24 protein-coding genes are annotated in these 26,604 nt (G+C 71.7%); 20 read left to right on the top strand and 4 right to left on the bottom strand.

The genetic code is table 11. The features are described 5' to 3' along the window. Positions 1 to 57: 57 nt before the first annotated feature. The 17 genes from ACIP98_RS07770 (at position 58) to ACIP98_RS07690 (ending at position 17,377) form a co-directional block, all read left to right on the top strand. A complete protein-coding gene (locus tag ACIP98_RS07770; protein ID WP_401974285.1) occupies positions 58 to 1,026 on the top strand; it encodes a MurR/RpiR family transcriptional regulator in 969 nt (322 codons plus the stop codon). Then, positions 1,023 to 2,375 (top strand): M20/M25/M40 family metallo-hydrolase, encoded by a 1,353-nt coding sequence (locus ACIP98_RS07765; protein WP_319658029.1) that lies wholly within the window; start codon positions 1,023 to 1,025, stop codon positions 2,373 to 2,375. The genes ACIP98_RS07770 and ACIP98_RS07765 overlap by 4 nt, the downstream gene beginning before the upstream one ends. A 56-nt stretch (positions 2,376 to 2,431) precedes the next feature. After that, entirely contained in the window at positions 2,432 to 4,291 is a 1,860-nt protein-coding gene (locus tag ACIP98_RS07760) for an ABC transporter substrate-binding protein (RefSeq protein WP_319658030.1), read from the top strand. A 3-nt stretch (positions 4,292 to 4,294) separates the two neighbouring features. Further along, on the top strand, positions 4,295 to 5,386 hold the full coding sequence (locus tag ACIP98_RS07755) for an ABC transporter permease (protein ID WP_319658031.1): 1,092 nt from the start codon (positions 4,295 to 4,297) through the stop codon (positions 5,384 to 5,386). Then, the gene (locus ACIP98_RS07750) at positions 5,383 to 6,276 is read left to right on the top strand and encodes an ABC transporter permease (RefSeq protein ID WP_319658032.1); all 894 of its coding nucleotides are present in this window, start codon (positions 5,383 to 5,385) and stop codon (positions 6,274 to 6,276) included. The genes ACIP98_RS07755 and ACIP98_RS07750 overlap by 4 nt, the downstream gene beginning before the upstream one ends. Then, a complete protein-coding gene (locus tag ACIP98_RS07745; RefSeq protein ID WP_319658034.1) occupies positions 6,273 to 7,289 on the top strand; it encodes an ABC transporter ATP-binding protein in 1,017 nt (338 codons plus the stop codon). The genes ACIP98_RS07750 and ACIP98_RS07745 overlap by 4 nt, the downstream gene beginning before the upstream one ends. Further along, the gene (locus tag ACIP98_RS07740) at positions 7,286 to 8,356 is read left to right on the top strand and encodes an ABC transporter ATP-binding protein (RefSeq protein ID WP_319658035.1); all 1,071 of its coding nucleotides are present in this window, start codon (positions 7,286 to 7,288) and stop codon (positions 8,354 to 8,356) included. The genes ACIP98_RS07745 and ACIP98_RS07740 overlap by 4 nt, the downstream gene beginning before the upstream one ends. Further along, entirely contained in the window at positions 8,353 to 9,204 is an 852-nt protein-coding gene (locus tag ACIP98_RS07735; protein ID WP_319658036.1) for a hypothetical protein, read from the top strand. Before ACIP98_RS07740 ends, ACIP98_RS07735 begins: the two co-directional genes overlap by 4 nt. A gap of 11 nt (positions 9,205 to 9,215) precedes the next feature. Continuing rightward, positions 9,216 to 10,361, top strand: a complete 1,146-nt coding sequence (menC, locus tag ACIP98_RS07730) for an o-succinylbenzoate synthase (protein ID WP_319658037.1) — start codon at positions 9,216 to 9,218, stop codon at positions 10,359 to 10,361. Then, positions 10,358 to 11,197, top strand: coding sequence for a M55 family metallopeptidase (locus tag ACIP98_RS07725; RefSeq protein ID WP_401974282.1), 840 nt, complete (start codon positions 10,358 to 10,360; stop codon positions 11,195 to 11,197). The genes menC and ACIP98_RS07725 overlap by 4 nt, the downstream gene beginning before the upstream one ends. Next, positions 11,190 to 12,368, top strand: coding sequence for a M20/M25/M40 family metallo-hydrolase (locus ACIP98_RS07720; RefSeq protein ID WP_401974280.1), 1,179 nt, complete (start codon positions 11,190 to 11,192; stop codon positions 12,366 to 12,368). The genes ACIP98_RS07725 and ACIP98_RS07720 overlap by 8 nt, the downstream gene beginning before the upstream one ends. Then, positions 12,365 to 13,294 carry an LD-carboxypeptidase gene (locus tag ACIP98_RS07715; RefSeq protein ID WP_401974278.1) on the top strand — a complete coding sequence of 310 codons (930 nt, stop codon included), beginning with the start codon at positions 12,365 to 12,367 and terminating at the stop codon, positions 13,292 to 13,294. Before ACIP98_RS07720 ends, ACIP98_RS07715 begins: the two co-directional genes overlap by 4 nt. 111 nt (positions 13,295 to 13,405) lie before the next feature. Further along, entirely contained in the window at positions 13,406 to 13,855 is a 450-nt protein-coding gene (locus ACIP98_RS07710) for an RrF2 family transcriptional regulator (protein WP_401974277.1), read from the top strand. Between the two features lie 90 nt (positions 13,856 to 13,945). Further along, positions 13,946 to 15,145: a globin domain-containing protein gene (locus ACIP98_RS07705; RefSeq protein ID WP_401974275.1), complete on the top strand. Its 1,200-nt coding sequence runs from the start codon at positions 13,946 to 13,948 to the stop codon at positions 15,143 to 15,145. Between the two features lie 17 nt (positions 15,146 to 15,162). Continuing rightward, positions 15,163 to 15,681: an NUDIX domain-containing protein gene (locus tag ACIP98_RS07700; protein ID WP_319658045.1), complete on the top strand. Its 519-nt coding sequence runs from the start codon at positions 15,163 to 15,165 to the stop codon at positions 15,679 to 15,681. Between the two features lie 79 nt (positions 15,682 to 15,760). Continuing rightward, entirely contained in the window at positions 15,761 to 15,952 is a 192-nt protein-coding gene (locus tag ACIP98_RS07695; protein WP_401974273.1) for a hypothetical protein, read from the top strand. Positions 15,953 to 16,627: 675 nt separating this feature from the next. Beyond that, positions 16,628 to 17,377 (top strand): SDR family oxidoreductase, encoded by a 750-nt coding sequence (locus tag ACIP98_RS07690; RefSeq protein WP_319658047.1) that lies wholly within the window; start codon positions 16,628 to 16,630, stop codon positions 17,375 to 17,377. A gap of 108 nt (positions 17,378 to 17,485) precedes the next feature. On the opposite strand, the gene ACIP98_RS07685 is transcribed toward ACIP98_RS07690, so the two are convergent. Beyond that, positions 17,486 to 18,952: an FAD-dependent monooxygenase gene (locus ACIP98_RS07685; protein ID WP_319658048.1), complete on the bottom strand. Its 1,467-nt coding sequence runs from the start codon at positions 18,950 to 18,952 to the stop codon at positions 17,486 to 17,488. 451 nt (positions 18,953 to 19,403) lie between these two features. Here ACIP98_RS07685 and ACIP98_RS07680 point away from each other — a divergent pair, with 451 nt between their 5' ends. Next, positions 19,404 to 20,402 (top strand): TDT family transporter, encoded by a 999-nt coding sequence (locus tag ACIP98_RS07680; protein WP_401974270.1) that lies wholly within the window; start codon positions 19,404 to 19,406, stop codon positions 20,400 to 20,402. 99 nt (positions 20,403 to 20,501) lie between these two features. On the opposite strand, the gene ACIP98_RS07675 is transcribed toward ACIP98_RS07680, so the two are convergent. The 3 genes from ACIP98_RS07675 to ACIP98_RS07665 all read right to left on the bottom strand — a co-directional run bounded on the left by ACIP98_RS07675 (position 20,502) and on the right by ACIP98_RS07665 (position 24,572). Beyond that, positions 20,502 to 21,254, bottom strand: coding sequence for a ZIP family metal transporter (locus ACIP98_RS07675; protein WP_319658050.1), 753 nt, complete (start codon positions 21,252 to 21,254; stop codon positions 20,502 to 20,504). A gap of 308 nt (positions 21,255 to 21,562) precedes the next feature. Further along, entirely contained in the window at positions 21,563 to 23,395 is a 1,833-nt protein-coding gene (locus tag ACIP98_RS07670) for an AMP-dependent synthetase/ligase (protein WP_401974268.1), read from the bottom strand. Positions 23,396 to 23,582: 187 nt separating this feature from the next. Further along, on the bottom strand, positions 23,583 to 24,572 hold the full coding sequence (locus tag ACIP98_RS07665) for an alpha/beta fold hydrolase (RefSeq protein WP_401974266.1): 990 nt from the start codon (positions 24,570 to 24,572) through the stop codon (positions 23,583 to 23,585). A 232-nt stretch (positions 24,573 to 24,804) separates the two neighbouring features. On the opposite strand from ACIP98_RS07665, the gene panD reads away from it, so the two are divergent. Further along, a complete protein-coding gene (panD, locus tag ACIP98_RS07660; protein WP_319658053.1) occupies positions 24,805 to 25,227 on the top strand; it encodes an aspartate 1-decarboxylase in 423 nt (140 codons plus the stop codon). A 269-nt stretch (positions 25,228 to 25,496) separates the two neighbouring features. Then, positions 25,497 to 26,597 (top strand): multiple monosaccharide ABC transporter substrate-binding protein, encoded by a 1,101-nt coding sequence (chvE, locus tag ACIP98_RS07655; RefSeq protein WP_319658054.1) that lies wholly within the window; start codon positions 25,497 to 25,499, stop codon positions 26,595 to 26,597. Positions 26,598 to 26,604 lie beyond the last annotated feature (7 nt).

The following is a 26,604-nucleotide window of genomic DNA, read 5'->3' as shown; positions in this document are numbered from 1 at the left end:
ATCGACCTCGCTTAACGGACCAGCTCACCGCGAAACGGACATGAGGGAGGGTCGCGGATGGCCACGGCATTCGCCCCGACGCCGGTGCTCACTCTGCTGAGGACGGCGGCCGCGCAGTGCGGCCCGGCCGGTGAGCGCCTGGTCGCGGTCATCGCGGCGGACTACCCCGCGGCGCTGGAACGCAGACCGGCGCAACTGCTCCGTGCGTCCGGGGCCAGGTCCGAGGACCTCGACCGGCTGCTGGCCATGGCCGGGTTCGCCGACACCGACGATCTGCGGCGTCAGGCCGGCCGGGAGGCGAACCGCCGGCTCACCCCGCCCGATCTGCGGTTCACCCGCCGGGACGGCGAGGCGCAGGATCGTTCCCCGCTGCGCCGCACGCTCGACCGGGAGCAGCAGAACCTCGCCGGCACGCTCAACTCGCTGCAGGCCAACGGTGCCCTGGAGCTGGCGGCCGAGGCGATCCTCGCGGGCCGCCGCCGGTGGATCTTCGGCGACCTCAAGTCGATCGGCTATGCGGCGCTGCTCGCCTCGGACCTGACCTCGTCGCTGCGCGACGTCACGCTGATCCAGCCGGGCAGCGGGGCGGCCGTCAACGCGATCAGTGACGCTCACCCCAGCGATGTACTTGTGGCATACAGCTTTCGCAGTTACAGTCAGCTCACCCTGGGCGTGGCCCGGCAGTTCCAGGCGCTCGGCGCGACGGTGATCGCCCTCACCGACAGCTACGACAGCCCGGTCTGCGCGACGGCGCACCACGTGCTCGCCATCAACACGAGAAGCGAGTCGCCTCGTCACTCGCCCACAGCGGTCACCGCGGTGGGCCACATCCTGGCCTCGCTGGCCGCCGCGGGCGCGAAGGGCGCCGGCCGCCGTGACCGGCGCCGGGCCGAACTCGCCCGGGCACTGCAGTGCTACGCCGACGACGCCGCGGCAGAAGCCCCGGCCGTCACCCGCCCGGTCACCGCCGCGCCGACCGACGTTGCCCTCCTCCCGCAGGCAGACCCCGAGAGAAGCACTTCGTGACCGCACAGCCCGCACCCGCGACGCCCGAGCACCACGCCATGGCGGCCGACACCGTCGACCTGTGCTCCCGTCTCATCACCTTCGACACCAGCAACTTCGGCGGCGGCGACTCCCGGGGCGAGCGTGCCGCGGCGGAGTGGGTCGCCGAGACCCTCACCGACGCGGGCTTCGCGCCGACCGTGCTGGAGTCCGCCCCCGGCCGGGCCAGCACCGTCGTGCGCATCCCGGGCACCGACCCCTCCGCCCCCGCCCTGCTGGTCCACGGGCACCTGGACGTGGTGCCGGCCGAGCCCGCCGACTGGAGCTTCGACCCCTTTTGCGGAGAGGTGCGGGACGGGGCCGTCTGGGGCCGGGGCGCCCTGGACATGAAGGACATGGACGCGATGATGCTGGCCGTGGCCCGGTCGTTCGGCCGCACCGGCTACCGGCCGCCGCGGGACATCGTCATGGCCTTCGTCGCGGACGAGGAGGACACCGGCGCGTACGGCGCGGGCTTCCTGACGGAGAAGCACCCCGACCTCTTCGAAGGCGTCACCACCGCGATCAGTGAATCCGGCGGCCACGCGGTGCACCTTCCGAACGGGACGCGGTTGTACCCGATCGCCGCGGGGGAGCGGGGCAGCGCCTGGATGACCCTCACCGCCCGCGGCACGGCGGGCCACGGCTCCCGCCGCAATCCGGACAACGCTGTCAGCACCCTCGCCCGCGTGCTCGCGGAACTGTCCGCCCACTCCTGGCCCGTACACATCACGCCCACCGTGGGCGCCCTCCTCGACGGGCTGGGCGCGCACCTCGGGATCGAGATCGACCCGGCGGACCCGGCCTCCCTGGCGCGGCTCGGCGAGGCCGCGCGGCTGGTCGAGGCGACCGTGTCCAACACCCTCAACCCGACCATGCTGCAGGCCGGCTACAAGCACAACGTCATCCCCAGCGAGGCCACCGCCGGTGTGGACGGCCGGATCCTGCCCGGCGCGGAGGACGCCTTCTTCGAGGTCGTCGACGCCATCCTGGGCTCCGCGGTGACCCGGGAGTTCGCCAGCTTCGCCGCCCCGGTCTCCGCCGACCACACCACCGCGGAGTTCGCCGCGATGGCGGCGGCGCTGCGGGCCCACGACCCCGAGGCGCTGGTACTGCCGTACTGCATGTCCGGGGGCACCGACGCCAAGGCGTTCGCACGGCTCGGCATCGCCGGCTACGGCTTCGCCCCCGGCACCACTCCACCGGGTTTCTCCCACTGGGACTTCGTGCACGGCGTCGACGAGCGGGTGCTCGTGGACAGCCTCGCCTTCGGAGTCCGGGTCCTCGACAGCTACCTGCGAACGGACCCTCGTACCGGCTCTGCCCGCTGAGCCGACGTCCCCCCCTGCCCTGGCACGACCACGGCACTGAAAAGGAGAAGGATTCCGTGACGATAGGCACTGCCACGCCCCCGAGAGCCCGCGGCCGCGGATTCGCACGCGCCGCGTCCGCTCTGGGCGCCACCCTGCTGCTCGGCGCCGCGACGATCGGCACCGCGCCGACGGCGTCCGCCGCGCAGGGCACCACCCTGCGGTCGGCGATGGCCGGCCAGGTGGACTCCCTGAATCCCTTCCTCGGGTACCTCAAGGGTTCGCTCGACGTCTACGCAGCTGTCTATCCGACCCTCAACACCCTGAAGGCCGACGGCACCCCGGGTCCGTACCTCGCGACCTCGTGGAGCACCTCGCCGGACAAGCTCACCTGGACGTTCAAGATCCGGGACGGCCTGAAGTGGAGCGACGGCAAGCCGCTCACCGCCGAGGACGCCGCCTGGACGCTCAACCTCATCATGACCGACGACATCGCCGGCACGGCCAACGGGTCGCTGGTCGAGAACTTCGCGTCGGTCACCGCCCCCGACCCCACCACCCTGGTCATCAAGACCAAGGCGCCGCAGGCGAACATGCTGTACGTCAGCATCCCCGTCAGCGGCATCCCGATCGTGCCGAAGCACATCTGGGAGTCGCACGTCGCCGGTCTCAAGGACTACACGAACGACAGCTTCCCGCTCGTCGGCTACGGCCCGTGGACGCTGACGCAGTACAAGACCGAGCAGTACGCCAAGTTCGACGCCAACAAGAAGTTCGTCCTGGGCGCCCCCAAGTTCGACCACCTGATCCAGCAGTCCTTCAAGACCTCCGACGCCGCGGTCGCCGCGCTGCGCAGTGGTCAGCTCGACTTCGTCAACAACGCCAGCCTCAACTCGACGCTGTACGAGTCGCTGAAGGGCCAGAAGTCGGTCCAGACCTTCCAGGAGGTCGGCAACCGCTGGACCGCCGTCGAGATCAACGCGGGCGCCAGGACCCGGACCGGCAAGAAGATCGGCACCGGCAACCCGGCGCTGGCCGACGCGACCCTGCGTACCGCGATCGCGCTGGCCACCGACAAGCAGACCCTGGTCGACAAGGTGCTCGGCGGTCTCGGCACGGTGAGCCACAGCTACCTCCCGCCGGCCTGGCCCCAGTGGTCCTGGAGCCCCGCCGCCGGGGAGAAGCTCGACCACGACCCGGCCAAGGCGAACCAGATGCTGGACGACGCCGGCTACACCAAGGGCGAGGACGGCATCCGGACCGACCCCAAGACCAAGAAGCCGCTGGTCCTGCGGCTGGGGATCCACTCCGACACCTCGCGTGACACCCAGGTATCGACCTACATGTCGGGCTGGCTGAAGCAGATCGGCATCAAGGTCGACATCCAGGCGCTGAGCTCCACCAAGCTCAACGACGACCTGGCCAAGGGCGACTGGGACATGCTCATGGACTCCTGGAGCACCGGCGCGGACCCGACCTACCTGCTCGGCATCCAGACCTGCGACGCCCGGCCCAACGACGACGGCTCGGCCGGCAGCACCGACGCCTTCTTCTGCGACCCGGAGTACGACCGGCTCTTCAAGCAGCAGGTCATCACCTTCGACCCGGCCGAGCGGGCGAAGATCATCGGCCGGATGCAGTCCATCCTCTACAAGGCCAACAGCGACCTGACCCTGTACTACGCCAACGGCCTGAACGCGGTGCGCACCGACACGGTGACCGGCCTCGCGGAGGGCAAGCCCGACGCGGCCGGCCTCTACCAGCCGCAGACCACCTTCTGGAACTACCTGAACGCCACCCCGGCGGCGGGAGGGAAGGCGGCCTCCTCCTCCGGCAACGGCACGCTCATCGGCGTGGGCGTCGCCCTCGTGGTCGTGATCCTCGGCGGCGCCGTGTTCGTGATCAGGCGCCGGGCCGGCGCGGACGAGCGTGAATAGCCGATGACCAGCACTACGGACACCGCCGGGCCGGCCGGCCCGGGCACCGTGGGGGAGGCGCCTTCGGGCGCCCCCCGCCCGGGGCCGGGCACGCCGCGCGACCCGCGACGACTCGGCCTGCTGCGCTACCTCGGCGGCAAACTCGCCGCCGCCGCGGTGAGCTTCGCCGTCACCCTCGTCATCTGCTTCGTGATGTTCAGCCTGATGCCGGCCGACCCGGTGCAGGCGCTCACCCGGGGCCGTCCGGTCAGCGACGCCCAGATGATCCAGTTGCGCCACCAGCTCGGGGTCGACCAGCCGCTGTGGCGGCAGTTCGTCTCGTTCGTGACCGACACCCTGCAGGGAAAGCTCGGTTACTCGTGGGGGCTCAAGGACTCGGTGGCCCACCTGATCGGTGAGCGCATCGGCCCCACACTGCTGCTGATGGGGACCGCCACCGTGATCTCCGTCGTGCTCGGCCTCTGGCTGGGCGTCCGCAGCGGCTGGCGGCACGGCAGCCTCCTGGACCGGATCACCTCGGGTGCCTCGCTGACGCTGTGGTCGGTGCCGACCTTCTGGCTCGGCATGATCCTCCTGATCGTCTTCAGCGTCGGCATCGGACCGATCCCCGGCCTGTTCCCGGCGGGCCAGATGAGCGACCCCTCCCTGGACGGCGGCGGGATCGAGCACGTCCTCGACGTGGCCCGGCACCTGGTGCTTCCCGCGACGACCCTGGTCCTGGTGGTCTTCGCGCAGTACGTGACCATCATGCGGTCCTCCATCATCGACGAGCTGGGCAGCCCGTACCTGCTGACCGCGCGCGCCAAGGGCCTGCGGGACGACGTCGTCCGGCGCCACCACGCGGTGCCCAACGCCCTGCTGCCCTCGGTGACCGTGATCTTCCTCCACCTCGGCACCATCGTCGGCGGGGCGATCACGGTGGAGACCGTCTACTCCTGGCCGGGCCTGGGCTATCTGACCTACCAGGCCCTCCAGGTCCCCGATCTCCCGCTGCTGCGGGGGACCTTCATCATCTTCAGCGCCTCGGTGATCATCATGAACCTCCTCGCCGACGTGGTGTACCGCTTCCTCGACCCGCGGGTGCGTGCCCAGTGACCCACCTCGACACCGCACTCGCGCCGCCGCGGTTCCACGCGCTGCGCCGCTTCGCCCGCGCCTACGCGCAGCGTCCGTCCGGCCTGGCGGGCCTCGGCATCCTGCTGGCCTTCGGCCTGCTGGCGCTGTGCGCCCCGCTGTTCATCGGCGACGACCAGCTCGACGTGGTCAAGGTGGACGGCCCGCTGCTCGCGGCGCCGAGCGGCGGTTATCTGCTGGGCACCGACCAGGCGGGCCGGTCGATCCTGCTGATGACGATCTGGGGCGCCCGCTCGTCGCTGGCCATCGGCATCATCGCCACCTTGCTGACCGTGCTGCTCGGCAGCGCGATCGGACTGCTGGCCGGCCACTACCAGGGCCGCGTCGGCAAGGCCCTGATGCACGTCACCGACTGGTTCATCGCGCTGCCCAGCCTGCCGCTGGCCATCTCGCTGTCCGCGGTGATCGGTCAGGGCTCGGCGTCCATCACCATCGCCATCGCGGTGACGAGCTGGACCGGCACGGCGCGCCTGATCCGGGCCCAGACGCTCGCCGTCGAGGCGCGGCCGTTCATCGAGCGGGCCAAGGCACTCGGCGCCAGCGACGTCCAGGTGATGCTGCGGCACGTACTGCCCAACGTGGCACCGCTGATCCTGGTCTCCAGCACGCTGACCGTGGCCTCGGCCATCCTGTCCCAGGCGACCCTGACCTTCCTCGGGCTCGGCGACCCGATCAGTGTGTCCTGGGGCTCGATGCTCAACGCGGCGCTCGCCCAGGGAGCGGTGAGCGCCGGCGACTGGTGGTGGCTGCTGCCGCCCGGCGTCGCGATCCTTGTCGTCGTCCTGGGCTTCACCCTCACCGGACGGGCCGTCGAGCACGTCCTCAACCCCCGGATGGTGAGCGGCTCATGAGCATGCTCGAGGTACGCGACCTCAAGGTCACCTACCGGAACGGCAAGAACGGCAGCGACGTACCCGCCGTACGCGGAGTGAGCTTCGACCTCGACGGCGGCCAGACCCTCGGCCTGGCCGGCGAGTCCGGCTCCGGCAAGTCGACCATGGCGCTGAGCCTGCTGCGGCTGCTGCCCGCGTCCGCCCGGATCAGTGGCGAGGTGCGCTTCCAGGGCGAGGACACCCTGACCGCGTCCTGGAGCAGACTCCGCGCGGTGCGCTGGGCACAGGCGTCGGTGGTGTTCCAGGGCGCGATGAGCGCGCTGAACCCGGTGCAGACCATCGGCGACCAGATCTGCGAGCCGATCGTGCTGCACGAGAAGGTGGGCCGGCGGGCGGCACGTGCCCGCGCGGCCGAACTCCTCGACAGCGTGGGCGTCCCCGCGCGCCGGCTGGGCAGCTACCCGCACGAGTTCTCCGGTGGCCAGCGGCAGCGCATCATGATCGCCATGGCGCTGGCCTGCCGCCCCGACCTGATCATCGCGGACGAGCCGACCACCGCCCTGGACGTGATGGTGCAGGCGCAGATCCTGCAGCTGCTCACGGACCTGGTCCAGGAGCGGAACATCGGCGTCATCATGATCAGCCACGACCTGTCCGTGCTCTCGCATATGTGCGACCGCCTCGCGGTGATGTACGCGGGGGAGATGGTGGAGACCGGGCCGTCCACCGAGCTGTTCGGGGATCCGCGCCACCCCTACACCCGGGCACTGGGCCGGGCCTTCCCGACCATCGGCGACCCGGCCTCGCGCCGCGCGCCCGCCGGGCTGCCGGGCGACCCGCCGAACCTGGCGCAGCTCGGCGAGGGCTGTGCGTTCGCCCCCCGCTGCCCCGAGGTGTCGGACGCGTGCCGGACCCGTGCGGTCGAGCTGTGGCCGAGCGGACCAGAGCGGCACGCGGCCTGCCTGCGCGTACTGCCCGAATTCCCCGGCGGGTCGGCAGACCGCACCGTCAGCAGAGGGAGTGAGAAGTGAGCACCACCGCAGAGCGAGCCGCCGCCGACGCCCGTACGGACGCGGAGGCGCCGGCGCTCGAGGTCCGCGACCTCCGCGTCACCTATCCGCCCCGGGGCGGCCGCGGCCCGGCCCACGCCGTGGACGGCGCGGACCTGCGGATCGGACAGGGCGAGATCGTGGCGCTGATCGGCGAGTCCGGCTGCGGCAAGAGCACCCTCGCCAGGGCGCTGGTGGGGCTCGTCAGGCCCACCGGCGGTGAGGTCCGGTACCGGGGCGACCGGCTGGGCCACTCCAACGCGGCGCTCAAGGAGCACCGGCGCCATGTGCAGCTCGTGCTGCAGGACCCCGGTGGCGCGCTGAACCCCCGGCAGACCGTCTACGACGCGGTCGCGGAGGGGCCGCGTCTGCACGGGATGACCGGCGATCTCAACGCCCGCGTCCACCACGCCCTGTCCCAGGCGGGGCTGCGGCCTCCCGAGGACTTCATGCGGCGCTATCCGCACGAGATGTCGGGCGGCCAGCAGCAGCGCGTGGTGATCGCCGGCGCGCTGGCGCTCGGCCCGTCGGTCGTCGTCGCCGACGAGCCGGTCGCCTCCCTGGACGCCTCGGTGCGCGGCGAGATCCTGAAGCTGCTCCTGGACCTCCGTGACGAACTGGGCCTGTCCGCCCTCGTGGTGAGCCACGATCTGGGCCTTGCCTGGAACATCGCGGACCGGGTGGCGGTGATGTACCTCGGGCGGATCGTCGAGGTCGGCACCGTGGAGGAGGTGCTGCTGCATCCGCGGCACCCCTACACCAAGGCGCTGTTGTCGGTGCTGCCGGACTCCGGCCGCGACCGGCGTCCCACCCTGCTGACCGGCGAGCCGCCGGACCCCACGGCGATCCCGGAAGGCTGCCGGTTCCACCCGCGCTGCCCGCTGTTCGCCGGGCTGGACGAGGAAGGGCGGCGCACGGCCCGGTGCACCACGGACGACCTTCCGGTGCTCTCCGCGGACCCGTCGCTCGGCGCCCAGGTCGCCTGCCACCTGGCCGGGGAGAACGGGGCCGCGGAGAGCCGGGACGAGGACAGCGGAGCCGCCCGATGACGGGCGGCGGCACCATCGTCCGGGGCTGCGCCCGGCCCGGCGCGTCCGGCGACGACATCGTGGTCGACGATGTCGACGGCCCCGAGGAGATGGCCTCCTGCATGGAGCTGTACGCCGACGTCATGGGCCTGCGCCCGGGTGACGGCGGTGTCAACCCCCGGCTGCTGACCGCCCTCCAGGCCAACAGCGGCCTGGTGGTGGACGCGCACCGGGGCCGGGAACTGGTCGGCTTCGCCTACAGCTTCCTGGCCCGCGAACCCCTCGAGGACGGGCCCGGCACGGCCGGTGGGCCCGCCTGGCGCTTCTACCAGTACTCCCAGCTCGCCGTGGTCGCCCGCGCCCACCAGGGCAAGGGGATCGGCCGGCGGCTCAAGCACGCCCAGCGGGACCGGTGTCTGGCCGAGGGGATCACGCTGATGCGGTGGACCTTCGACCCGGTCAAGACCCGCAACGCGCACTTCAACCTCGATGTCCTCGGCGGCCGGCTGACCGCCGTCAAACCCGCCATGTACGGCCCGGACGGCTTCGGTGACGACACCGGCGAGGTGACCGACCGGTTCCTCGTGGACTGGCACCTCACCGAGCCGCCCCGCGCCGCCCGGCCGCTGGTCCCCCGGGCCGGCTGGCGGCCCGGCACGGTCCACCGCGACGGGGAGGACGTCATCGTCGTCGTTCCCGCCCAGTGGCAGAAGCACCGGGCCGAGCACGGCGCCGGCGCCGCGGCCGACCTGCGCCGGCGGCTGTGCGAGACCTTCGGAACGGTCCTCACCGAGCACGAAGGGGTGTCCTGCCGGCGGCTGGACGAAGATCTCGCGGCCTACCGGTTCGTGCCCCGCCGGGCAGACTAGGAATGCACCACATGCCCATCACCATCACCGAGGTCGAGCTCTCGCTGACGCGGCTCGACCTCGTCCACGCGTTCGAGACCAGCTCGCACCGCAAGTCCCACCTGGACCACATCCTCATCCGGGCCACCGCGTCGGACGGCACCGTGGGGTGGGGCGAGTGTGCCTCGCCCAGCGATCCGTACTACTGCGGCGAGTCGACCTGGAGCTGCTGGCACATCCTCAGCGAGTACCTCGTCCCCCTCCTGCTGGGCAGGCCCTGGGAGACACCGCAGGACGCGGCACGCCACACCGCCGCCGTGAGCGGGAACAACTTCGCCCGCGCGGGCCTGGAGATGGCCTGCTGGGACCTGTACGGCAAGACCCGCGGCGCGCCGCTGGCCGACCTGCTCGGCGGGACGGCCGACCGGGTCGCCGCCGGAGTCAGCCTCGGTATCGAACCGACCGTCGACGAGCTGCTGGAGCAGGTGTCCCGCCACGTCGGCGACGGATACCGGCGGGTCAAGCTCAAGATCCGGCCGGGCTGGGACATCGAGCCGGTCAAGGCCGTTCGCGCCGCCTTCCCCGGCATCGCCCTCCAGGTGGACGCCAACACCGCCTACACCCCCGGCCAGTCCGAGCTGCTGACCGCGCTCGACGGCCTCGGCCTGCTGATGATCGAGCAGCCGTACGCGGAGGACGACCTGCTCTCGCACGCGGAACTGGCCGCCCGCCTCGACACCCCGGTCTGCCTCGACGAGAGCATCACCTCGGTGCCGGTGCTCAGGACCGCGCTGCGACTGGGGGCGGCGGACGTCGTGAACATCAAGGTCTCCCGGCTGGGCGGGCTGCACCCGGCCAGGGCCGTGCACGACGTGTGCGCCGGCGCCGGGGTCCCGGTCTGGTGCGGCGGCATGCACGAGTTCGGGATCGGCCGCGCCGCGAACCTCGCGCTGGCCGCCCTTCCGGGATTCACCCTGCCGTCCGACGTGTCGGGGTCCGACAAGTACTACCGCGAGGACATCGTGTCCCCGCCGATCCGGGCCGTCGACGGCCTGGTGGAGGTGCCGCGCGCCACGCCCGGGATCGGGGTCACCGTCGAGGAGCATGTCGTGGCCGAGCACACGCTGCGCACCTGGACCGGCGCGGTGGACCGTACGACCGAGGGGAGCCGGGCGTGAAGGTCCTGATCTCCGCCGACATGGAGGGCGCCACCGGCGTCACCTTCCCCGACGACGTCCGGCCGGGCCACGCCCGCTGGGAGTACCACCGGCAACTCCTCACCGCCGACGTCAACGCCGCGGTCGCCGGCTTCGCCGCGGCCGGGGCCACCGAGATCCTGGTCAACGAGGCGCACTCCGACCAGCGCAACCTGCTGCTCGACCGGCTCGACGAGCGGGCGCGGCTGCTCATCGGCACCCACAAGCCGCTGGGCATGATGGAGGGCATCGACCGTTCGCCGGACGCGGTGGCCCTCGTCGGCTACCACACCGGTGCCGGGCAGCCCGGCGTTCTCGCCCACACCTATCTGCCGAACACCATCACCGAGGTGCGCATCGACGGCCGCCCCGCCTCCGAGGGACGGATGAACGCCCTGCTCGCCGACGAGTACGGGGTCCCCGTCGTCCTGGTGACCGGCGACGACCTGTGCTGCCTGGACTCCGAGGACTGGGCCCCGCACGCCGCCCGCGCCGTGGTGAAGACCTGCGTCGACCGCTACGCGGCGGTCTGCCTGCCGCCCGTCCACAGCGCCGCCCGGATCGCCGAGGCCGCGCGCGAGGGGCTGCGGGCGCTGCCCGGGCCCGCGGGTCCCAAGACACCGCCGCCGGGCGGCTACACCTACGAGGTGGCCTTCGACGCCGCCCACCTCGCACCGGCCGCCACCTACATCCCGGGCGTCGAGCAGACCGACCCGCTGACGGTCCGCTTCACCCTGCCCACCATGTACGAGGCGATCCGCTGCTTCCGGGCCGTGACCCGGGTGGCCACATCCGCCATGGAGAGCTGCTATGGCTGAGTCGATGGACGAACTACTGGCCCGGGCCGCCCTGTTGAGGGACCAGGCGTTGCGCCGGCTGGAGACCCTGGTGAACACCGAGAGCCCGTCCGGCGACGCCGGACGCATCGACGTCGTCACCAGGGAACTGGAGGCCGCCTACACGGCCGTCGGCGCGCGCACCGAGCGCGTTCCCGGCGCGGACGGCGACCACCTGGTGTGCCACTGGGCCGGCGGCGGCCCCGACGACGGCCACATTCTGATGATCGGTCACTCCGACACCGTGTTCCCCGCGGGAACCACCGCGGAGCGGCCGTTCCGGCTGGAGCCCGACGGCGACACCGTCACCGGCCCCGGGGTCTTCGACATGAAGGGCTCCCTGGTCGAGGTCGAACTGGCCATGCGGCTGCTGGCCGGCACCGGGTCCCGGCCCTTCCGGCCGGTCCGGCTGGTCGTCGTCAACGACGAGGAGATCGGCAGCCCCGACGGCCGTCGTCTGGTGGCCCGGCACGCCGAGGGGGCCGTCGCCGTGCTCGGCCTCGAAGCGCCGCTGCCCGGCGGCGCGTTGAAGACCGGACGGCGTGGCGTGGCCCGGATCAGGATCGACGTGGAGGGCGTGAGCGCCCACGCGGGCCTCGACCCCGGCCTCGGCGTCCCGGCGATCGACGAGCTGGTCGACCAGCTGAGGGCCCTGCGTACCGCGGTCCCGGCCCCGCCGGCCGCCGAGCTCAACGTGGGCACGATCCAGGGCGGCACCCGGGCCAACGTGGTGTCCGGGCACGCCCGGGCGGAACTGGGCCTGCGCTTCGCCGACCAGGAGGCCGAGGACGCCGCCCTCGCCGCGGTGGAGTCGCTCGTGCCGTTCCGCGACGGCGCGCGGATCAGCACCACGCGGGTGTCCTACCGGCCCGCCTGGGCCGCCGACCCCGCCAACCCGCTCGCCGCGGATCTGATCCGGCTGGCCGGCGCCCTGGGACTGGAGCTGACCACCGGGACCTCCGGCGGCGCCGGGGACACCAATCACACCGGAGCGGCGGGGATCCCCACGGCGGACGGGCTCGGCCCCGAGGGCGGCGGCGCGCACAGTGCCGCCGAACACGCCTCGGTGCGCTCGCTGCTGCACCGGGCCGCGCTGCTGGCCGCCTATCTGGGCGGCCCCGCCGCCGTGGCGGAGGACAAGGAGAACACGTGAGCACCCAAACCGGATACGTCCGCCCCCGGGCACTGCGCGCGGGCGACCGCGTCGCGGTCATCGCCGCCAGCGGCCCACCGAACCAGGAACGGCTCGACCGCGGCGTGCGGGCGCTGCTCGACCTGGGGCTGCGGCCCGACGTCCTCGACTCGGCCCGTGCCCCGGGTGAGTACCTGGCGGGGGACGACGACCTGCGCGCGGCCGACCTCACCACCGCGCTCACCGACCCGGCCTACGCCGCCGTGCTGTGCGCCTGCGGCGGATACGGCGCCCAGCGCACCCTGGAACGGGTCGACTGGGAGAAGATCGGCACGCCCTCGCCCCGGGTCCTGGTGGGCTATTCCGACGTGACGTCCCTGCTGGAGGCGGTCGCCGTCAAGCTGGGCTGGGTCTCGCTGTTCGGGCCCATGGTCGCGGGCCGGGACTTCCACCAGGGCGAGTACGGCTTCGACACCCTCGCCCGTCTGCTGACCGACCCGGAGCCGGTCCGCGAGCTCGTCTTCCCCGGTGCCAGGACGCTGGTGCCGGGCGTCGCGGAGGGCACCACCCTGGGCGGTACCGCGAGCATGCTCGCCAGCTCGCTGGGCAGTGACACCTCGCTGCCCGCCCGGGGCGGCATCCTCTTCCTCGAGGACGTGGACGAGGAGCCGTACCGGCTGGACCGGATCCTCACCCAGCTGCGCCGCTCCGGGTACCTGGACGGCGTGGCGGGCATCCTCTGCGGCACCTGGACCGGCTGCGGCGAGCCGGAGCAGGTCGAGCGGCTGCTCCGCGACCGGCTCGGCGGCCTCGGCGTCCCGGTGCTCACGGGGGCCGACATCGGCCACGGCGTGCCGATGCAGACCTTCCCGGTCGGCGTACCGGCCCGACTCGACGCCACAGCGGGGGTCCTGCGGTTCCTGGAGCCCGTCCTGTCGGCGTCCTGAGCCGGGCGGTCCGCGACGGGGCCGCGGGGCGTCCGCGGCACACCTGTGACGTGCGCCGCAGACGCCCCGCCCTAACTTGAATCTCAGATGCGCATTATCTAGCCTCGGGGTATGCGCCTCACCAAGTCCACCGACCTCGCGCTCCGCGCGGTGATGGCCCTCGCCGTCAAGGGCGAGCCGTCCACCGCCAGGGACGTCGCCGACGCGGTACGGGTTCCGTACTCGCACCTGGCCAAGGTCGTGGCCCGGCTGCAGCACCTCGGGGTCGTCGAGACCCGGCGCGGCCGCGGCGGGGGCCTCACCCTCACCGAGGCCGGGCGCGCGGCCTCGATCGGTGCCCTGGTGCGGGAGCTGGAGGGGGTCGGGGACGTGGTGGACTGCGAGGGGGAGGTGCCCTGCCCGCTGGCCGGTGCCTGCAGGCTGCGCGGGGCGCTGCGCCGCGCGCAGGAGGCCTTCTACGTCTCCCTCGACCCGCTCACGGTCCAGGACCTGACGGCCGCGCCGACCGGGCCGGTCCTGGTGGGGCTGGTCGGGCGGGGCCCGTCCGGTCCCGGCGCCTGAGGGTCCGGCCCGCATCCCGTTTCCCGCCGTCCGGGGCGCCTTCCGTGCGCCTTTTAATGCGAATCTTGTATACCTATTAAGGAGCCGTCCATGCTCAGCGAGAAGTCCGCGGCGACCGTCCGCGCCACCCTGCCCGCCGTCGGCGCGGCGATCTCCGAGATCTCCGAGCGCTTGTACGACCGGCTCTTCGCCGCCCACCCCGAGCTGCTGCGCGATCTGTTCAACCGCGGCAACCAGGCGGACGGCACCCAGCGGCAGGCGCTCGCGGCAGCCATCGCCCACTTCGCGACCGCCCTCGTCGAGCACCCCGACCGGCGCCCGGACGCCATGCTGGCCCGCATCGCGCACAAGCACGCCTCCCTCGGCATCAGCCCCGGCCAGTACGAGGTCGTCCACACGCACCTGTTCGCCGGGATCGCCGAGGTCCTGGGCGACGCCGTCACCGAGGAGGTCGGCGCGGCCTGGAACGAGGTCTACTGGCTCATGGCGAACGCCCTCATCGCCATCGAGCAGCGCCTGTACGCCGAGAAGGGCGTCCTGCTCGGCGACACCTGGCGCCCGTGGGAGGTGGCCGAGCGCGTCCGTGAGACCGAGGACGTCGTCACCTTCCGGCTGCGCCCCGCCGACGGCGGCCCCCTGCCCGCCTTCGGCCCCGGTCAGTACGTCTCCGTACGCGTCGAACTCCCCGACGGCGCCCGCCAGATCCGCCAGTACAGCATGTCCGGCGCCCCGGGCGACGCCACCCGGCAGTTCAGCGTCAAGCGGGTGCACGGCGGCGCCGGGGACCCGGCGGGCGAGGTCTCCTGCCACCTCCACGACCACGTCGCCGAGGGCGCGCGGCTCGAACTGTCCGCCCCCTACGGCGATGTCGTCCTGCGCGACGAGGGCGCGCCGCTGCTGCTGGCGTCCGCCGGGATTGGCTGCACTCCGATGCTCGCGATGCTCCACCAGCTGGCCGGCTCCGGCTACGAGGCCCCCGTCGCCGTCGTCCACGGCGACCGCTCGCCGGCCGACCACGCCCACGCCGCGGACCACCGGGCCCTGACCGCGAAGCTTCCCCGGGGCAGCGCCCACTTCTGGTACGAGGACCCCCAGGGCGCCCTGTCCGGCGACCGGAGGGGCCGGGTGGACCTCGGCGACGTCCCGCTGCCCGAAGGGCTCCAGGCGTACCTCTGCGGCCCGCTGCCGTTCCTGCGCGCCGTCCGCACCCAGCTGCTGGAGCGCGGGGTGCCCGCCTCCGCCGTGCACTACGAGGTCTTCGGCCCCGATCTGTGGCTGGGCCGGGACTGACCGGCCACACTGGTCGGATGGCGGCAGTGGAGAAGGCCGGCGGCAAGGCGGTCAAGCGCAGCGCGGGAATCCTGCTCTTCCGCGGTACCCCGGGCGCGGCGCCCGAGGTGCTGCTGGGCCACATGGGCGGCCCCTTCTGGGCGTCGAAGGACGCCGGTGGATGGACCATCCCCAAGGGCGAGTACGAGCCGGACGAGACCGCGGAGGCCGCCGCCCGGCGCGAGTTCCTGGAGGAACTGGGCCTGCCGGTGCCGGACGGCGAGCTGCTGCCGCTGGGGGAGAACACCCAGTCCAACGGCAAGATCGTCACCATCTGGGCCCTGGAGGGCGATCTCGACACCGCTCTCGTCGTCCCCGGCACCTTCACCTTGGAGTGGCCGAGGGGATCGGGGAACATCCGTGAGTTCCCCGAGGTCGACCGCGCCGAGTGGTTCCCCCTCGACGCGGCCGGCGACAAGATCCTCACGGCCCAGCGCACCTTTCTCGACCGCCTCCGCCGCCTGCTCACCGCCGCGGGCTCGGTTGACGGATCTTGAGAAGGGTGAGGGTCTTCCGGCCTGGTGCGGAGTGCGACAGCTGCACCGGTGACCGGAAAGGCCCTCGTGCCGCACCGCAATGTGCACCCCTGACCGAGACCGGACGGCTGCCCGGCGCGAAGCCCCGGCCGCGGCCGTGATCGCCTACCAGCGACCGGCCCTGCCGTCCGCCGGCAACGGCACAGCCGAAGGCCTCGACCGCACCCTGCTCGAGGAGCCGGAGCTTGACGCGCTCCCCGGCCGGCCGCGCAGCCGCAACCACCACCGCTGACACACCCCCTGAAGCGGCGGAGGCCGACTGCTCCGGTGCCGCCGCGTACGCGTCCTGCGGATTCCCGGCCGGCCCGAGCTCCCGCTCCGGCACCGGTACCCGACGGCTCGCCGCCCGGCTCCCGTGTCTCCTCGGGCCGGAGCGGCGCGTGCGGGACGAGCATCGCGTGCCGCGGCGGGATCACCACCACGACCGTGCCGTTCCTCCCCGGCGCCACGGCGAACAGCCGTACTGCCGCTGCGCGGTTTCCCCGCGGGCCCGACCCGGTACGGCTTCGCGTGCGGCACGCGTCAACCGCGTGCCGTGTGAGCGGGGGAGCGCGCGTGACCTCCGGCTGCGGCACCTCGACGTCCTCGCGCCCGCGGACCCTCCGGTGCCGGTGGTGCGCCCCTTTGTCGGCATCGACCTGCTGGAAGCCGACGCCGTGCTCCTGACCCGCACGCCGCTCGGCCCGGACGCGTGTTCCGCCCGGGCAGCGTGCGGTACTCCGCGGCACGGTGTGCGATCCGGGCCCCTGGGTGCCGGGAATGTGCGTTACGTCATAGTTTTTGACCATCCGGTCCAGCATCGGGTTTCTTACCGTACAGTCCAGAACGGGACCCGCCACATGGGACGCGGGTCCGACGTGGAACAGCGACCGCGGAGGAAGACCTCCGCCGAACAGGAGCCTTGATCATGGGACAGCTCGACGGTAAGACAGCGATCGTCACCGGGGGCAACAGCGGTATCGGGCTGGCCACCGCCAAGCGATTCGCGGCCGAGGGCGCACACGTGTTCATCACGGGCCGCCGCCAGGAGGCGCTCGACGCCGCGCTGGCCGAGATCGGCCCGAACGCCACTGCCGTCCGGGGCGACGTCTCCGATCTTGCCGACATCGACCGCCTCTACGCGGCCGTCGCCGAGCAGGGCCGCCGCATCGATGTGCTGTTCGCCAACGCGGGCGGCGGCGAGTTCGCCACCTTGGAAGACGTCACCGAGAAGCACTTCGACTCGACCTTCGGCATCAACGTGCGGGGTACGCTCTTCACGGTCCAGAAGGCGCTTCCCTTGCTGAACGACGCCGCTTCGGTCATCCTCACCGGATCCACTGCGGCGACCTCCGGTGGCGAGGCCTTCGGCGTCTACGCCGCTTCCAAGGCCGCCATCCGGTCCTTCTCCCGCACCTGGGCAAACGAACTCAAGGTCCGGAACATCCGGGTGAACACGCTCGTTCCGGGTCCGATCGAGACGCCCGGCAACTCCGGACTGGCTCCCAACGCGGCAGAGGCCGCCAAGCTCTGGGACTTCTTCGCCGGCCAGATCCCCCTGGGGCGGATGGGCCGCCCCGAGGAGGCCGCCGCCGCGGCACTCTTCCTCGCCGGCGACCAGAGCAGCTTCATCACCGGCATCGAGCTCTTCGTCGACGGCGGCCTCAAGCAGGTCTGACCGCCGATTCGGCTCCGGAGGTATCCGCCCCCGCGGGCGCGGCGGCTTCGGCCCGCGGGCGGCACCCCCTCATTCCGGGAGCCACGGCAACTCGCCGTACCGGAGGCGTCATGGGCCCGCGCCCGCTCCACAGTGTCCGGCGAGTGCCTGCCTGATCTCGGTGGCTCGGCGGTGTGCCGACCGCTCGGACGAGGCCCATGCGATGTAGGCGTCCGGTCTGACCAGTACGGACGTGCTGGTCGGACCGGCTGGGCTGACGCACTCCACCGCGTCGGCCCACCCTTCGCCCACCGCGGCGAAAAGTGCCGCGTCTGCCGGAGTCACCAGTACGAACCGGCGGCCGCGCAGGACCTCGTACAGGCGTCGTCCATCGGTGAGGAGGGCATCCGGTGCCCTCTTGCCCGTGAGGGGGTGCGCGCCGGCCGGGGCTCTGTAGGCGATGTCGATTCCCGACATCGCCCGCCCCAGCCGCAGGGCCACCGGCGGGAAACGCAGGACGGTCCGGGCGGCGAAGTCCCGGACGCCGCGAAGGGCCCGCGGGGTGGTCAGCACACCACGCAGCAGCGTTCCACTCATGCGCAGCACTCTGCGTCCCACCGGGAGCCTTTCGGCCTCATAGGTGTCGAGCAGGGCTTCGGGGGCACGGTCGCGCAGAACGGCGGCGAGTTTCCAGCCCAAGTTCGCCGAGTCCTGGATGCTGGTGTTCATGCCCATGCCGCCGGCAGGGGAGTGCACGTGCGCCGCGTCACCGACGAGGAAGACCCTGCCTACGCGGTAGCGGGGCGACTGCCGCTCGTCGCTGTGGAACCGTGAGATCCAGCGCGGGTCGTGCATGCCGAAATCGCGGCCGAGCGCCCGGCGGGCGATGGCTCGAATCTCCTCCAGGTCGACCGGTGCGTTGTCGGGCATCTCATGGTGGCGATTCCACGCCATGATGCGGAACCATCCATCGCCGAACGGAACGAGGATCGCGAAGGCATCGCCCACCGCCCCCACGGTAGGGGGCTTCTTCGGGGGGTCGGCCAACCGGACATCGGCAAGCATCATCGACCGCACCGCGGAGCGGCCGGGGAAGGGCAGGCCGAGAGATCGGCGCACCGTGCTGCCTCTTCCGTCGGCGCCCACAACCCAGGCGGCGCGCAGGGTCCGAGTGGAGCCGTCCGGCGCCCGAACCCGAACGTCGACTCCGGTCGCATCCTGCGCGAGCCCGACGGCTTCCCAGCCTTCCCGGAAATCGGCGCCATGGGAAAGGGCCCGCGTCCGGAGTACGTGCTCGGTGTGGTACTGCGGAGTCACCAGCACATGCGGGAAACGGGTCGGCAACCGCGACAGATCGATCCCCAGGAACTGGAGAACCGGGTTACGGATGCCGGTCGCGAGCAGCTGGTCGGCAACACCGCGGGCGTCCAGCTGTTCCAACGTCCGCGCGTGGACCGCGAACGCCCGAGTGAGCGGTGATTCCTGCACTCGGCGCTCGACAACGGTACAGCTGACACCGGCCTCCGCCAGATCACCCGCCAGCAATAGCCCCGATGGACCTGCTCCCACGATCACTACCTGATGGTCGGAGCTCATTCTGATGCCCTCCAGGGGTCGACGGGGCCACCGTGGTGGGTCCGCCCCAGGACTGACTCCGGTACTCCTCGCCCGGCCGCCCGGCCGCCGAAAAACGAAGCCCCCGGGGCGCCGGTGCCGGCCGCGCGAGGGCTCTACAAACCGTACCGCCGGCTCGAGACCTTCGCGCGGCGTCCCGGCACGCCCGCTCGGCCTCGAAACACGGCAAGGCGGGGACGGGCCACCGCTGTCGCCGCTTTCTGCGAGGGCTCGGGCATCCGTTGTGCATCACACGAGAAGGAGTAACGCATCTGGTGAGCTGGGGCGGACTCCCGGGCCGACGTGCAGACTCGAAAGAACTGCGTGTGGGAGCCCGAAGCCACTGAGCCGACGCGACGTTGTCCATTCGGCCCCGTGAGCCCGGACTTCGGAGGGGTGCACGCCGCCGGCCTTTGCAGAAGTGGGTGCCGTCATGACCGTAGCGCGCATACCTGTCACCTTTTTCGGCATTTCCCTGGGAATCTCAGGTCTGGCGGGCGCCTGGCTGACAGCGGCCCAGCAAGGCCATGTGCCTCCTGAGGTCGGCCGGGCCCTGGTGGCGGTCGCCGCCGTCGTCTGGTGCGGGACGTTGTCGCTGTACCTGCGGTACGTCCTGTCCGTGCGGGGCGCGTTCAAGGCCGACATGCTCGACAGTGCGGCAAGCCCCTTCGCCTCACTGGCCGTCATCACCCCGATGCTGCTCGCCGCGCAGGGAATAGTGCCTTACGCCCCTGACGCCGGCCGGTTCGTCGTGGACGTCTTCCTCGTCCTCACCGTGCTGCTGGGCGGCTGGTACACCGGGCAATGGATATACGGCCCGCTCGGACTGGACCAACTCCACCCCGGCTACTTCCTGCCCACCGTCGGCGGTGGTCTCGTTGCCGCCTTCAGCGCCGCCCAGGTCGGACAGCGGCGGTTGGCGGAGGTCATGTTCGGCCTGGGCATCGTCTCGTGGCTCGTCCTGGGCTCGATGATCCTGGCCCGACTGTTCTTTCGGCCTCCCCTGCCCCCTGGCCTCTCGCCGACGCTTGCCATCGAGATCGTGCCCGCCTCGATGGCAAGCGTCGCCTGCTTCGCTCTCAACGACAACCGCGTCGACCGGCTCTCGGCGGTACTGGCGGGCTACTGCCTATTGATGATCCTGGCCCAGATCCGCCTCCTTCCCCTGTTCCTGAGCCTGAGGTTCACGCCGGGCTTCTGGGCCTTCACCTTTTCCTGGACGACAGTGGCCATCACCGCACTGCACTGGATCGACCGCGGTCGCCCTCCCGGCGGCCTCATCGCCTCCTACCTCGTCCTGGCCGCTGCCACCGTGCTCGTAGGAGCCATAGCGGTGCGGACCCTCATCGCCATGAAGGAGCATCAATTGCTGCCCCCGCCGAACGCACCACCGCCGTCAGCGGAGGGATACAGACGCTCCGGCACGGCCTGACAGGGGCGGCGCCGAACAAGCCGTCATCTGCCGGCGCACCCCGGAGGCAAGCGCTGCTCCGCCCCATCGTGGCTCGTCGGACCTCTCGTCCTTTCCGGCTCACTCGGCAAGCCCGATCACCAGCCACATCAGCAGAGCCCCCGTCACCGTGAACAACAAAGTGGCCTTGGAAGGGTGCGGACTGTGCGCCTCCGGCAATATGTCCGATGTCGCGAGGTACAGCAGGAAGCCGGCGAAGAATCCGAGGTACAGGCCCAGCAACCCCGTCGGGATCGTGAATCCCAAAGTAATCGCCGCCCCGACCACCGGGGCCACCGCGTCGGCCACCAGCAGCGTCTGAGCCCGGCGCCGGGCACTGCCGTAGAGCCTGGTGATCGTGTAGGTGTTGAACCCGTCGGCGAAGTCATGGGAGATCACGGCGATGGCGACGACGATGCCCAGCGTATTGCCGGCCTGATACGCGGCACCGATGGCGAATCCGTCGATCACACTGTGTCCCACCAGTGCTGAGGCCGCGGCCAGGCCGACTCCCTCCGCCGGCTGCTGCGCATGCCCCAAAGCGTGGGTGTGCGGTGCGTACTCGCTCTCGTGACCGCGATGAATGGCGACCCCTCGCTCCACCACGTGCAGAGTGAGGAATCCCGCAACGAACATGAGCAATGCCGCGGGAACACCGAAAACGTGCCGTGGCTGAGCGATCAGCGCATCGGGAAGCAGATCGAAGCCGATGACGCCGAGCATGAGGCCGGCGGCAAGACCGAGCACCAGATGACGGCGGTCACCGACCCGCTGCGCCACGACTCCACCGACAAGGGTCATGGCCATGGCGCACGCGGCTATCAGAACCGGCATAGGGCAATCTTGCGCGACGTCGTGAAGGGTTGCTACTCCGCCTGCCGCCGGGCCGTCACAGTGAGCCGCGCGCCTTCATGCCGTCATCAGGCCCGACCGCGCCCGTCCCCGGGGAGACGGCTTTCACCCGGGGCCTCGGCCGCGCAGGTCGGGAAATGGACGGAACGCCGAGGTGCGGCCTGCCCGGCCGAGACCGGCAGGGTCCAGTGCCCTGTCGAGTACCGGGTACGTAACCCGCGCGGGGGCGGCCACGCGGCGGGGCCGTGTCGCACGAGTGGCTCCGCGGCCACCGCGCGGCGAGCGCGTGGCTAGGAGGCCCCGGCGGGGCCGCTGTTGGCGCGTTCGGAGGAGGAGTAGATCGACTCGATCTGCGCCGCGTACTCGCGCAGGATCGCGTCCCGGCGCAGCTTGAGGGACGGCGTCAGCAGCCCGTTGGCCACGGAGAACTCGTGCGGCAGCACGCGGAACGCGCGGATGGACTCGGCGCGCGAGACAGCGGCGTTGGCGACCGACACCGCCCGCTGGAGTTCGGCCCGCAGGTCGCGCTCCGCCATGCCCGCCCCCATCTGCACGGCTTCCGGGTCGAGCGTGATCAGGGCGGCGATGAACGGGCGGTTGTCGCCGATGACGACGCACTGCGAGACGAACGGGTGCGCCCGCAGCCGCTCCTCCAGCACCAGCGGGGCGACGCTCTTGCCGCTGCTGGTGATGATGATGTCCTTCTTCCGCCCGGTGATCGTGAGATATCCGTCCGGGTCGAGCCGCCCCACGTCGCCGGTGGCCATCCAGCCGCCGAGCCGCCAGACGGCCTGGTTGGCCGCGGGGTTGGCGTGGTAGCCGGCGAAGACGGTGCTTCCGCGCACCAGCACCTCGCCGTCCGGGGCGATGCGCACCGCGCAGCCCGGCAGCGCGCGGCCCACCGTGCCGAAGCGCACTTTGCCTCGCGGCTGGGCGGTGATGGCCGCCGTCGTCTCGGTCAGCCCGTAGCCGTCGTAGATCGTCAGCCCCGCGCCGGCGAACAGCAGGGACAGGTCGCGGCTGAGCGGGGAGCCGCCGGAGACGGTGTAGTGCACCCTGCCGCCCAGGATGTCGCGGATGCGGCCGTACACCATGCGCTCGAAGGCCGAATGCGCCGCCCTCAGCAGCGGACCGGGGCCCGGCCCGCCCTCCACCGTGTGCCGTTCCGCGGCCTCGGCCCAGCGCACGGCGACGTCGGCGGCCCGGTCGAACAGCTGGCGCTTGCCGGCCCGCTCGGCGGCCCGGCGGGCGCCTTCGATGATCTTCTCGTAGATGTACGGGACGGCCAGGACGATCGTCGGCCGGAAGGTCGCGAACGCCGGCAGCAGCGCGGCGGGGGACAGGTCCGGCTGATGCCCCAGCAGCACACCGCCGCGCAGTGCGCAGACCGAGATCATCAATCCGTATATGTGGGACATCGGCAGGAACGCCAGGACCGACGCCCGCTGCCCGGGCGGCGCGAACAGGGGGCCGTAGCCGGCCAGCAGGGTGTCGCACTCGGCGGCCAGGTTGGCGTGCGTGATCAGGCAGCCCTTGGGCGGCCCCGTGGTGCCCGAGGTGTACGCCACGACCGCGACCGACTGCGGCTCCACCTCCCAGCGCCGCTGCTCCACCAGCACCGCGGGAACCGCCCGGCCGAGCGCGCCGAGCCACCGCACGCAGTCCGCGTCGAGCTGCCAGATGCGGCGCAGCGCGGGCAGGGTGTCGCAGACGGCGCCCACCGTCATGGCGTGGTCCTCGTGCTCCACCACGATCGCCACGGCCCCGGAGTCGCCGAGGATCCAGCGGACCTGCTCGGCCGAGGACGTCGGGTAGACCGGCACGACCCGTGCGCCCACCGACCAGAGGGCGTAGGCGAACAACGTCCACTCGTAGCGGGTCCTGGCCATCACCGCGACCGGGTCGCCGAAGCCGATCCCCTCGGCGACGAGCCCCTTCGCGAGTTCGACCACCTCGTCGCGGAACCCGGCCGCCGACACCTCCTGCCAGACCTCGCCGTCCGGTTCGACCCTGCGGGCGAGGGCGGGCGTGCCCGGCCGCTTCCAGGCCGCCTCGTACACCGATTCCGCGAGTCCCCCCGACCGCAGCGGCTCGGCCAGGGGCGGAAGGCCGAATTCGCGCAAGGTGCCCCCTTCCCCGAGCCAGTGCCACGCCGCACCCGGATCCGGCGTGGACGGAAGATATCCGGCCAATGGGCCACCTGCCTAGAGGTGGGGCGGAAGCGGCGGTCCCGGTGCGAACGGGAAGCTCCGGCCCTGCGGGGCGTCCGGCCGGGGCCGGGATGCCCCGGCAGTGCGCCCCGACGCCGTCTCAGGCGGGCAGCCCGGCCAGCCAGTCGGCCAGGATCCGGTTGACCTCGTCCGGCCGTTCCTGCTGGACCCAGTGGCCGCAGTCGTCGAGGAGGCGGGAGGAGACCAGCCCGGGAAGGGTGTCGGGGAAGGCGCCGATGGCGTCGGCCATCCACGCGACGGAGGCGTCCAGGGCGCCGGCGACGAACAGCGACGGCTGGCGGACCGGAGCGCCGTCGAACGCGGCGAGGTCCTCCCAGTCGCGGTCCATGTTCCGGTAGCGGTTGAGCGCCCCGGTCGTCCCGGTCCGCTCGAACTCCCCGGCGCAGGCGTCCAGTCCGTCCTCACCGAGCCACGCGGGCGGCGGTCCGACGGGGAAGCGGTCGCGTAGCCTGCCGCCCGCGCCGACGAAGTACGGGCTCGCGGCGCCCGGCGGCGGCATGGTGCCGGCCGACAGGGCCGCGTAGAAGCCCGCCAGCCAGCCCCGCACATCGGGCTCGATCTCGGCCTCCGCGCGGCCCGGCTCCTGGAAGTAGGACACGTAGAACTCGTCCTCCCCGGCGCCCCCGCCCATCCGTGCGAAGACCTCACCGGGCCGCGGGCCGCCGCGTGGGGCGTAGGGGACGCCGAGCATCCCCACCGCGCGGAAGACGTCCGGTTCGGTCAGGGCGGAGGTGGCGGCGATGGCCGAGCCCCAGTCGTGGCCGACCACCACGGCCGTCTCCTCACCCAGGGCGCGTACCACCGCGACGTTGTCCGCCACCAGGTCGAGCATCCGGTACGCCTCCACGGCGCCCGGCCGGGAGGACCGGCCGTAGCCGCGGACGTCGACGGCGACCGCGCGGTACCCGGCCGCCGCGAGCGCCGGCACCTGGTGGCGCCAGGAGTACCAGCCCTCCGGGAAGCCGTGCACGAGAAGCACCAGCGGCCCCTCGCCCTGTTCCACCAGGTGGATCCGGCCCGCCGGTGACGGGACCAGGCGATGCCTTGCCCGACCGCCCTGTTGCGTCATGCATCCCTCCACAACCACTGATTCGTCATGTCGTGGCACGGCGCCCTGCGCCCGTTCCGTGCCCACGGCCCGATCATGCGGGGGACCCGTGCGGCGGGCGAGTTTCCTTGCCGTTCCGGCAAACGACGCCAGGCGGGGGCGCCCGTAGCCCGCCTCACCCACCGGCGTATGATGGGAGATCGCCCTTGACCTGCAATAACGCGGGCAGGGAGCCGAGTCCGGGAGTTTCGCGATGCTGCGCACCATGTTCAAGTCCAAGATCCACCGTGCCACGGTGACCGAGGCCGATCTCCACTATGTCGGATCCGTGACCATCGACGCCGAGTTGATGGAGGCGGCCGACCTCCTCCCCGGCGAACTGGTCCACATCGTCGATGTCACCAACGGTGCACGGCTGGAGACCTACGTCATCGAGGGCCGGCGCGGTTCCGGGGTCATCGGCATCAACGGTGCCGCGGCCCATCTGGTGCATCCCGGGGACCTCGTGATCCTCATCAGCTATGCCCAGGTGGACGACTCCGAGGCCCGTGACCTGCGGCCGAAGGTCGTTCATGTCGACGCGGCCAACGGCATCGTGGCCCTGGGCGACGACCTCGCGGAGCCCGTGCCGGGAAGCGGCACCACGGCGAGCCCACAGGCGGCGTATGGGGCCTGAGGGGGTCCTGTGAAGGCTGTGCTATTGTCCGCTCAACTTCGAGGTATCCGCCCTGGTACACACCGTGACCACGGACGGAACACCGGTGGGGGAGCGGCCGGCGGCCGTACCCGCACAGCACGCCTCGGGCCTGACGTACCAGCAGCTCTCCGTGCCCCGGTGGATCGGCTGGGCGGCCACGGGAACCCTCGTGCCCGGGCCCGGACACCGGCGTCCGCGTGAGCGGACGGCGGAGCACCGTTTTGTTCGGCCCGAAAGGAACTGAGTCCATGCACGCTGGCAGAGCTGCCAGACTGCGCACCGCGATATTCGTGGTCCTCACTCTCACCGCGTCGACCGCCGCCGCAGGCTGCGGCGGCCAGTCGGGGAGCGACGGGGGCGCTGTCAGGGTGGGCATCGCGCTCCCTACCAGGGCCCAGACGCGGTGGATCGCCGACGGCCAGAATATGGTCAAGCAGTTCAAGGCGAAGGGGTACGAGACCGACCTCCAATTCGCCGGAGACAACGTTGACACGCAGGTCGACCAGGTTCAGAAGATGATCGACGAGGGCGACAAGGTCCTGGTCATCGGCGCGGTCGACGGCTTCGAGCTGGGTGAGGTGCTCCAGCAGGCGCACCGGGCCGGCATCAAGGTCATCGCGTACGACCGCCTGCTGCTCGGCACCAGCAACGTCGACTACTACGCCAGCTTCAACAACGACAAGGTCGGCCAGCTGCAGGCCGACTACATCGTCGACAAGCTCGGCCTCAAGCAGCACCCGGACAGCACGTTCACCCTGGAAATCTTCGCCGGCGACACCGACGACAACAACGCGCAGTTCTTCTTCAACGGCGCGATGAACGTCCTCCAGCCGTACATCAAGAGCGGCCGGCTGGTCATCAAGAGTGGCCAGTCCCGGCTCAGCCAGGTGGCCACGCTCAAGTGGGACGCCGCGATCGCCACCGAGACGATGACGACCCGGCTGAAGAACTACTACCGTTCGGCCACCGTCGACGCCGTCCTCGCCCCCAACGACGGCATCGCGCGCGGTGTCATCGACGCCCTGAAGAAGGACGGGTACGGGAAGGACGGCAAGCCGATGCCGGTCATCACCGGCCAGGACGCCGAAGTGGACTCCGTCAAGGAGATCATCAAGGGCGATCAGTCGATGACCGTGTACAAGGACACCCGCAAGCTCGCGGCCCGTGCCGTCGAGATGGCCGGCGCGGTCCTCTCCGGCGCGAAGCCGGAGATCAACAACGACACGGACTACGACAACGGCAACAAGGTCGTGCCCGCGTACCTGCTCACCCCGGTCAGCGTCGACAAGGGCAACTACAAGAAGCTGCTCGTCGACAGCGGTTACATCAAGACCTCCGACTTGAAGTGACCCACGA

Source organism: Streptomyces sp. NPDC088354 (genome assembly GCF_044753585.1).
Classification (GTDB): Bacteria; Actinomycetota; Actinomycetes; order Streptomycetales; family Streptomycetaceae; genus Actinacidiphila.
The sequence above is the reverse complement of the archived record's forward strand: the minus strand, read 5'-3'. Positions and strand labels throughout refer to the sequence as shown.

Excerpts from the sequence above, each read along its gene's own strand:
- ACIP98_RS07770 (WP_401974285.1), top strand. The coding sequence starts at position 58 with ATGGCCACGGCATTCGCCCCGACGCCGGTGCTCACTCTGCTGAGGACG.
- ACIP98_RS07755 (WP_319658031.1), top strand. The coding sequence starts at position 4,295 with ATGACCAGCACTACGGACACCGCCGGGCCGGCCGGCCCGGGCACCGTG.
- ACIP98_RS07745 (WP_319658034.1), top strand. The coding sequence starts at position 6,273 with ATGAGCATGCTCGAGGTACGCGACCTCAAGGTCACCTACCGGAACGGC.
- ACIP98_RS07735 (WP_319658036.1), top strand. The coding sequence starts at position 8,353 with ATGACGGGCGGCGGCACCATCGTCCGGGGCTGCGCCCGGCCCGGCGCG.
- menC (WP_319658037.1), top strand. The coding sequence starts at position 9,216 with ATGCCCATCACCATCACCGAGGTCGAGCTCTCGCTGACGCGGCTCGAC.
- ACIP98_RS07720 (WP_401974280.1), top strand. The coding sequence starts at position 11,190 with ATGGCTGAGTCGATGGACGAACTACTGGCCCGGGCCGCCCTGTTGAGG.
- ACIP98_RS07710 (WP_401974277.1), top strand. The coding sequence starts at position 13,406 with ATGCGCCTCACCAAGTCCACCGACCTCGCGCTCCGCGCGGTGATGGCC.
- ACIP98_RS07705 (WP_401974275.1), top strand. The coding sequence starts at position 13,946 with ATGCTCAGCGAGAAGTCCGCGGCGACCGTCCGCGCCACCCTGCCCGCC.
- ACIP98_RS07700 (WP_319658045.1), top strand. The coding sequence starts at position 15,163 with ATGGCGGCAGTGGAGAAGGCCGGCGGCAAGGCGGTCAAGCGCAGCGCG.
- ACIP98_RS07695 (WP_401974273.1), top strand. The coding sequence starts at position 15,761 with ATGTGCACCCCTGACCGAGACCGGACGGCTGCCCGGCGCGAAGCCCCG.
- ACIP98_RS07690 (WP_319658047.1), top strand. The coding sequence starts at position 16,628 with ATGGGACAGCTCGACGGTAAGACAGCGATCGTCACCGGGGGCAACAGC.
- ACIP98_RS07685 (WP_319658048.1), bottom strand. The coding sequence starts at position 18,952 with ATGAGCTCCGACCATCAGGTAGTGATCGTGGGAGCAGGTCCATCGGGG.
- ACIP98_RS07680 (WP_401974270.1), top strand. The coding sequence starts at position 19,404 with ATGACCGTAGCGCGCATACCTGTCACCTTTTTCGGCATTTCCCTGGGA.
- ACIP98_RS07675 (WP_319658050.1), bottom strand. The coding sequence starts at position 21,254 with ATGCCGGTTCTGATAGCCGCGTGCGCCATGGCCATGACCCTTGTCGGT.
- ACIP98_RS07665 (WP_401974266.1), bottom strand. The coding sequence starts at position 24,572 with ATGACGCAACAGGGCGGTCGGGCAAGGCATCGCCTGGTCCCGTCACCG.
- panD (WP_319658053.1), top strand. The coding sequence starts at position 24,805 with ATGCTGCGCACCATGTTCAAGTCCAAGATCCACCGTGCCACGGTGACC.
- chvE (WP_319658054.1), top strand. The coding sequence starts at position 25,497 with ATGCACGCTGGCAGAGCTGCCAGACTGCGCACCGCGATATTCGTGGTC.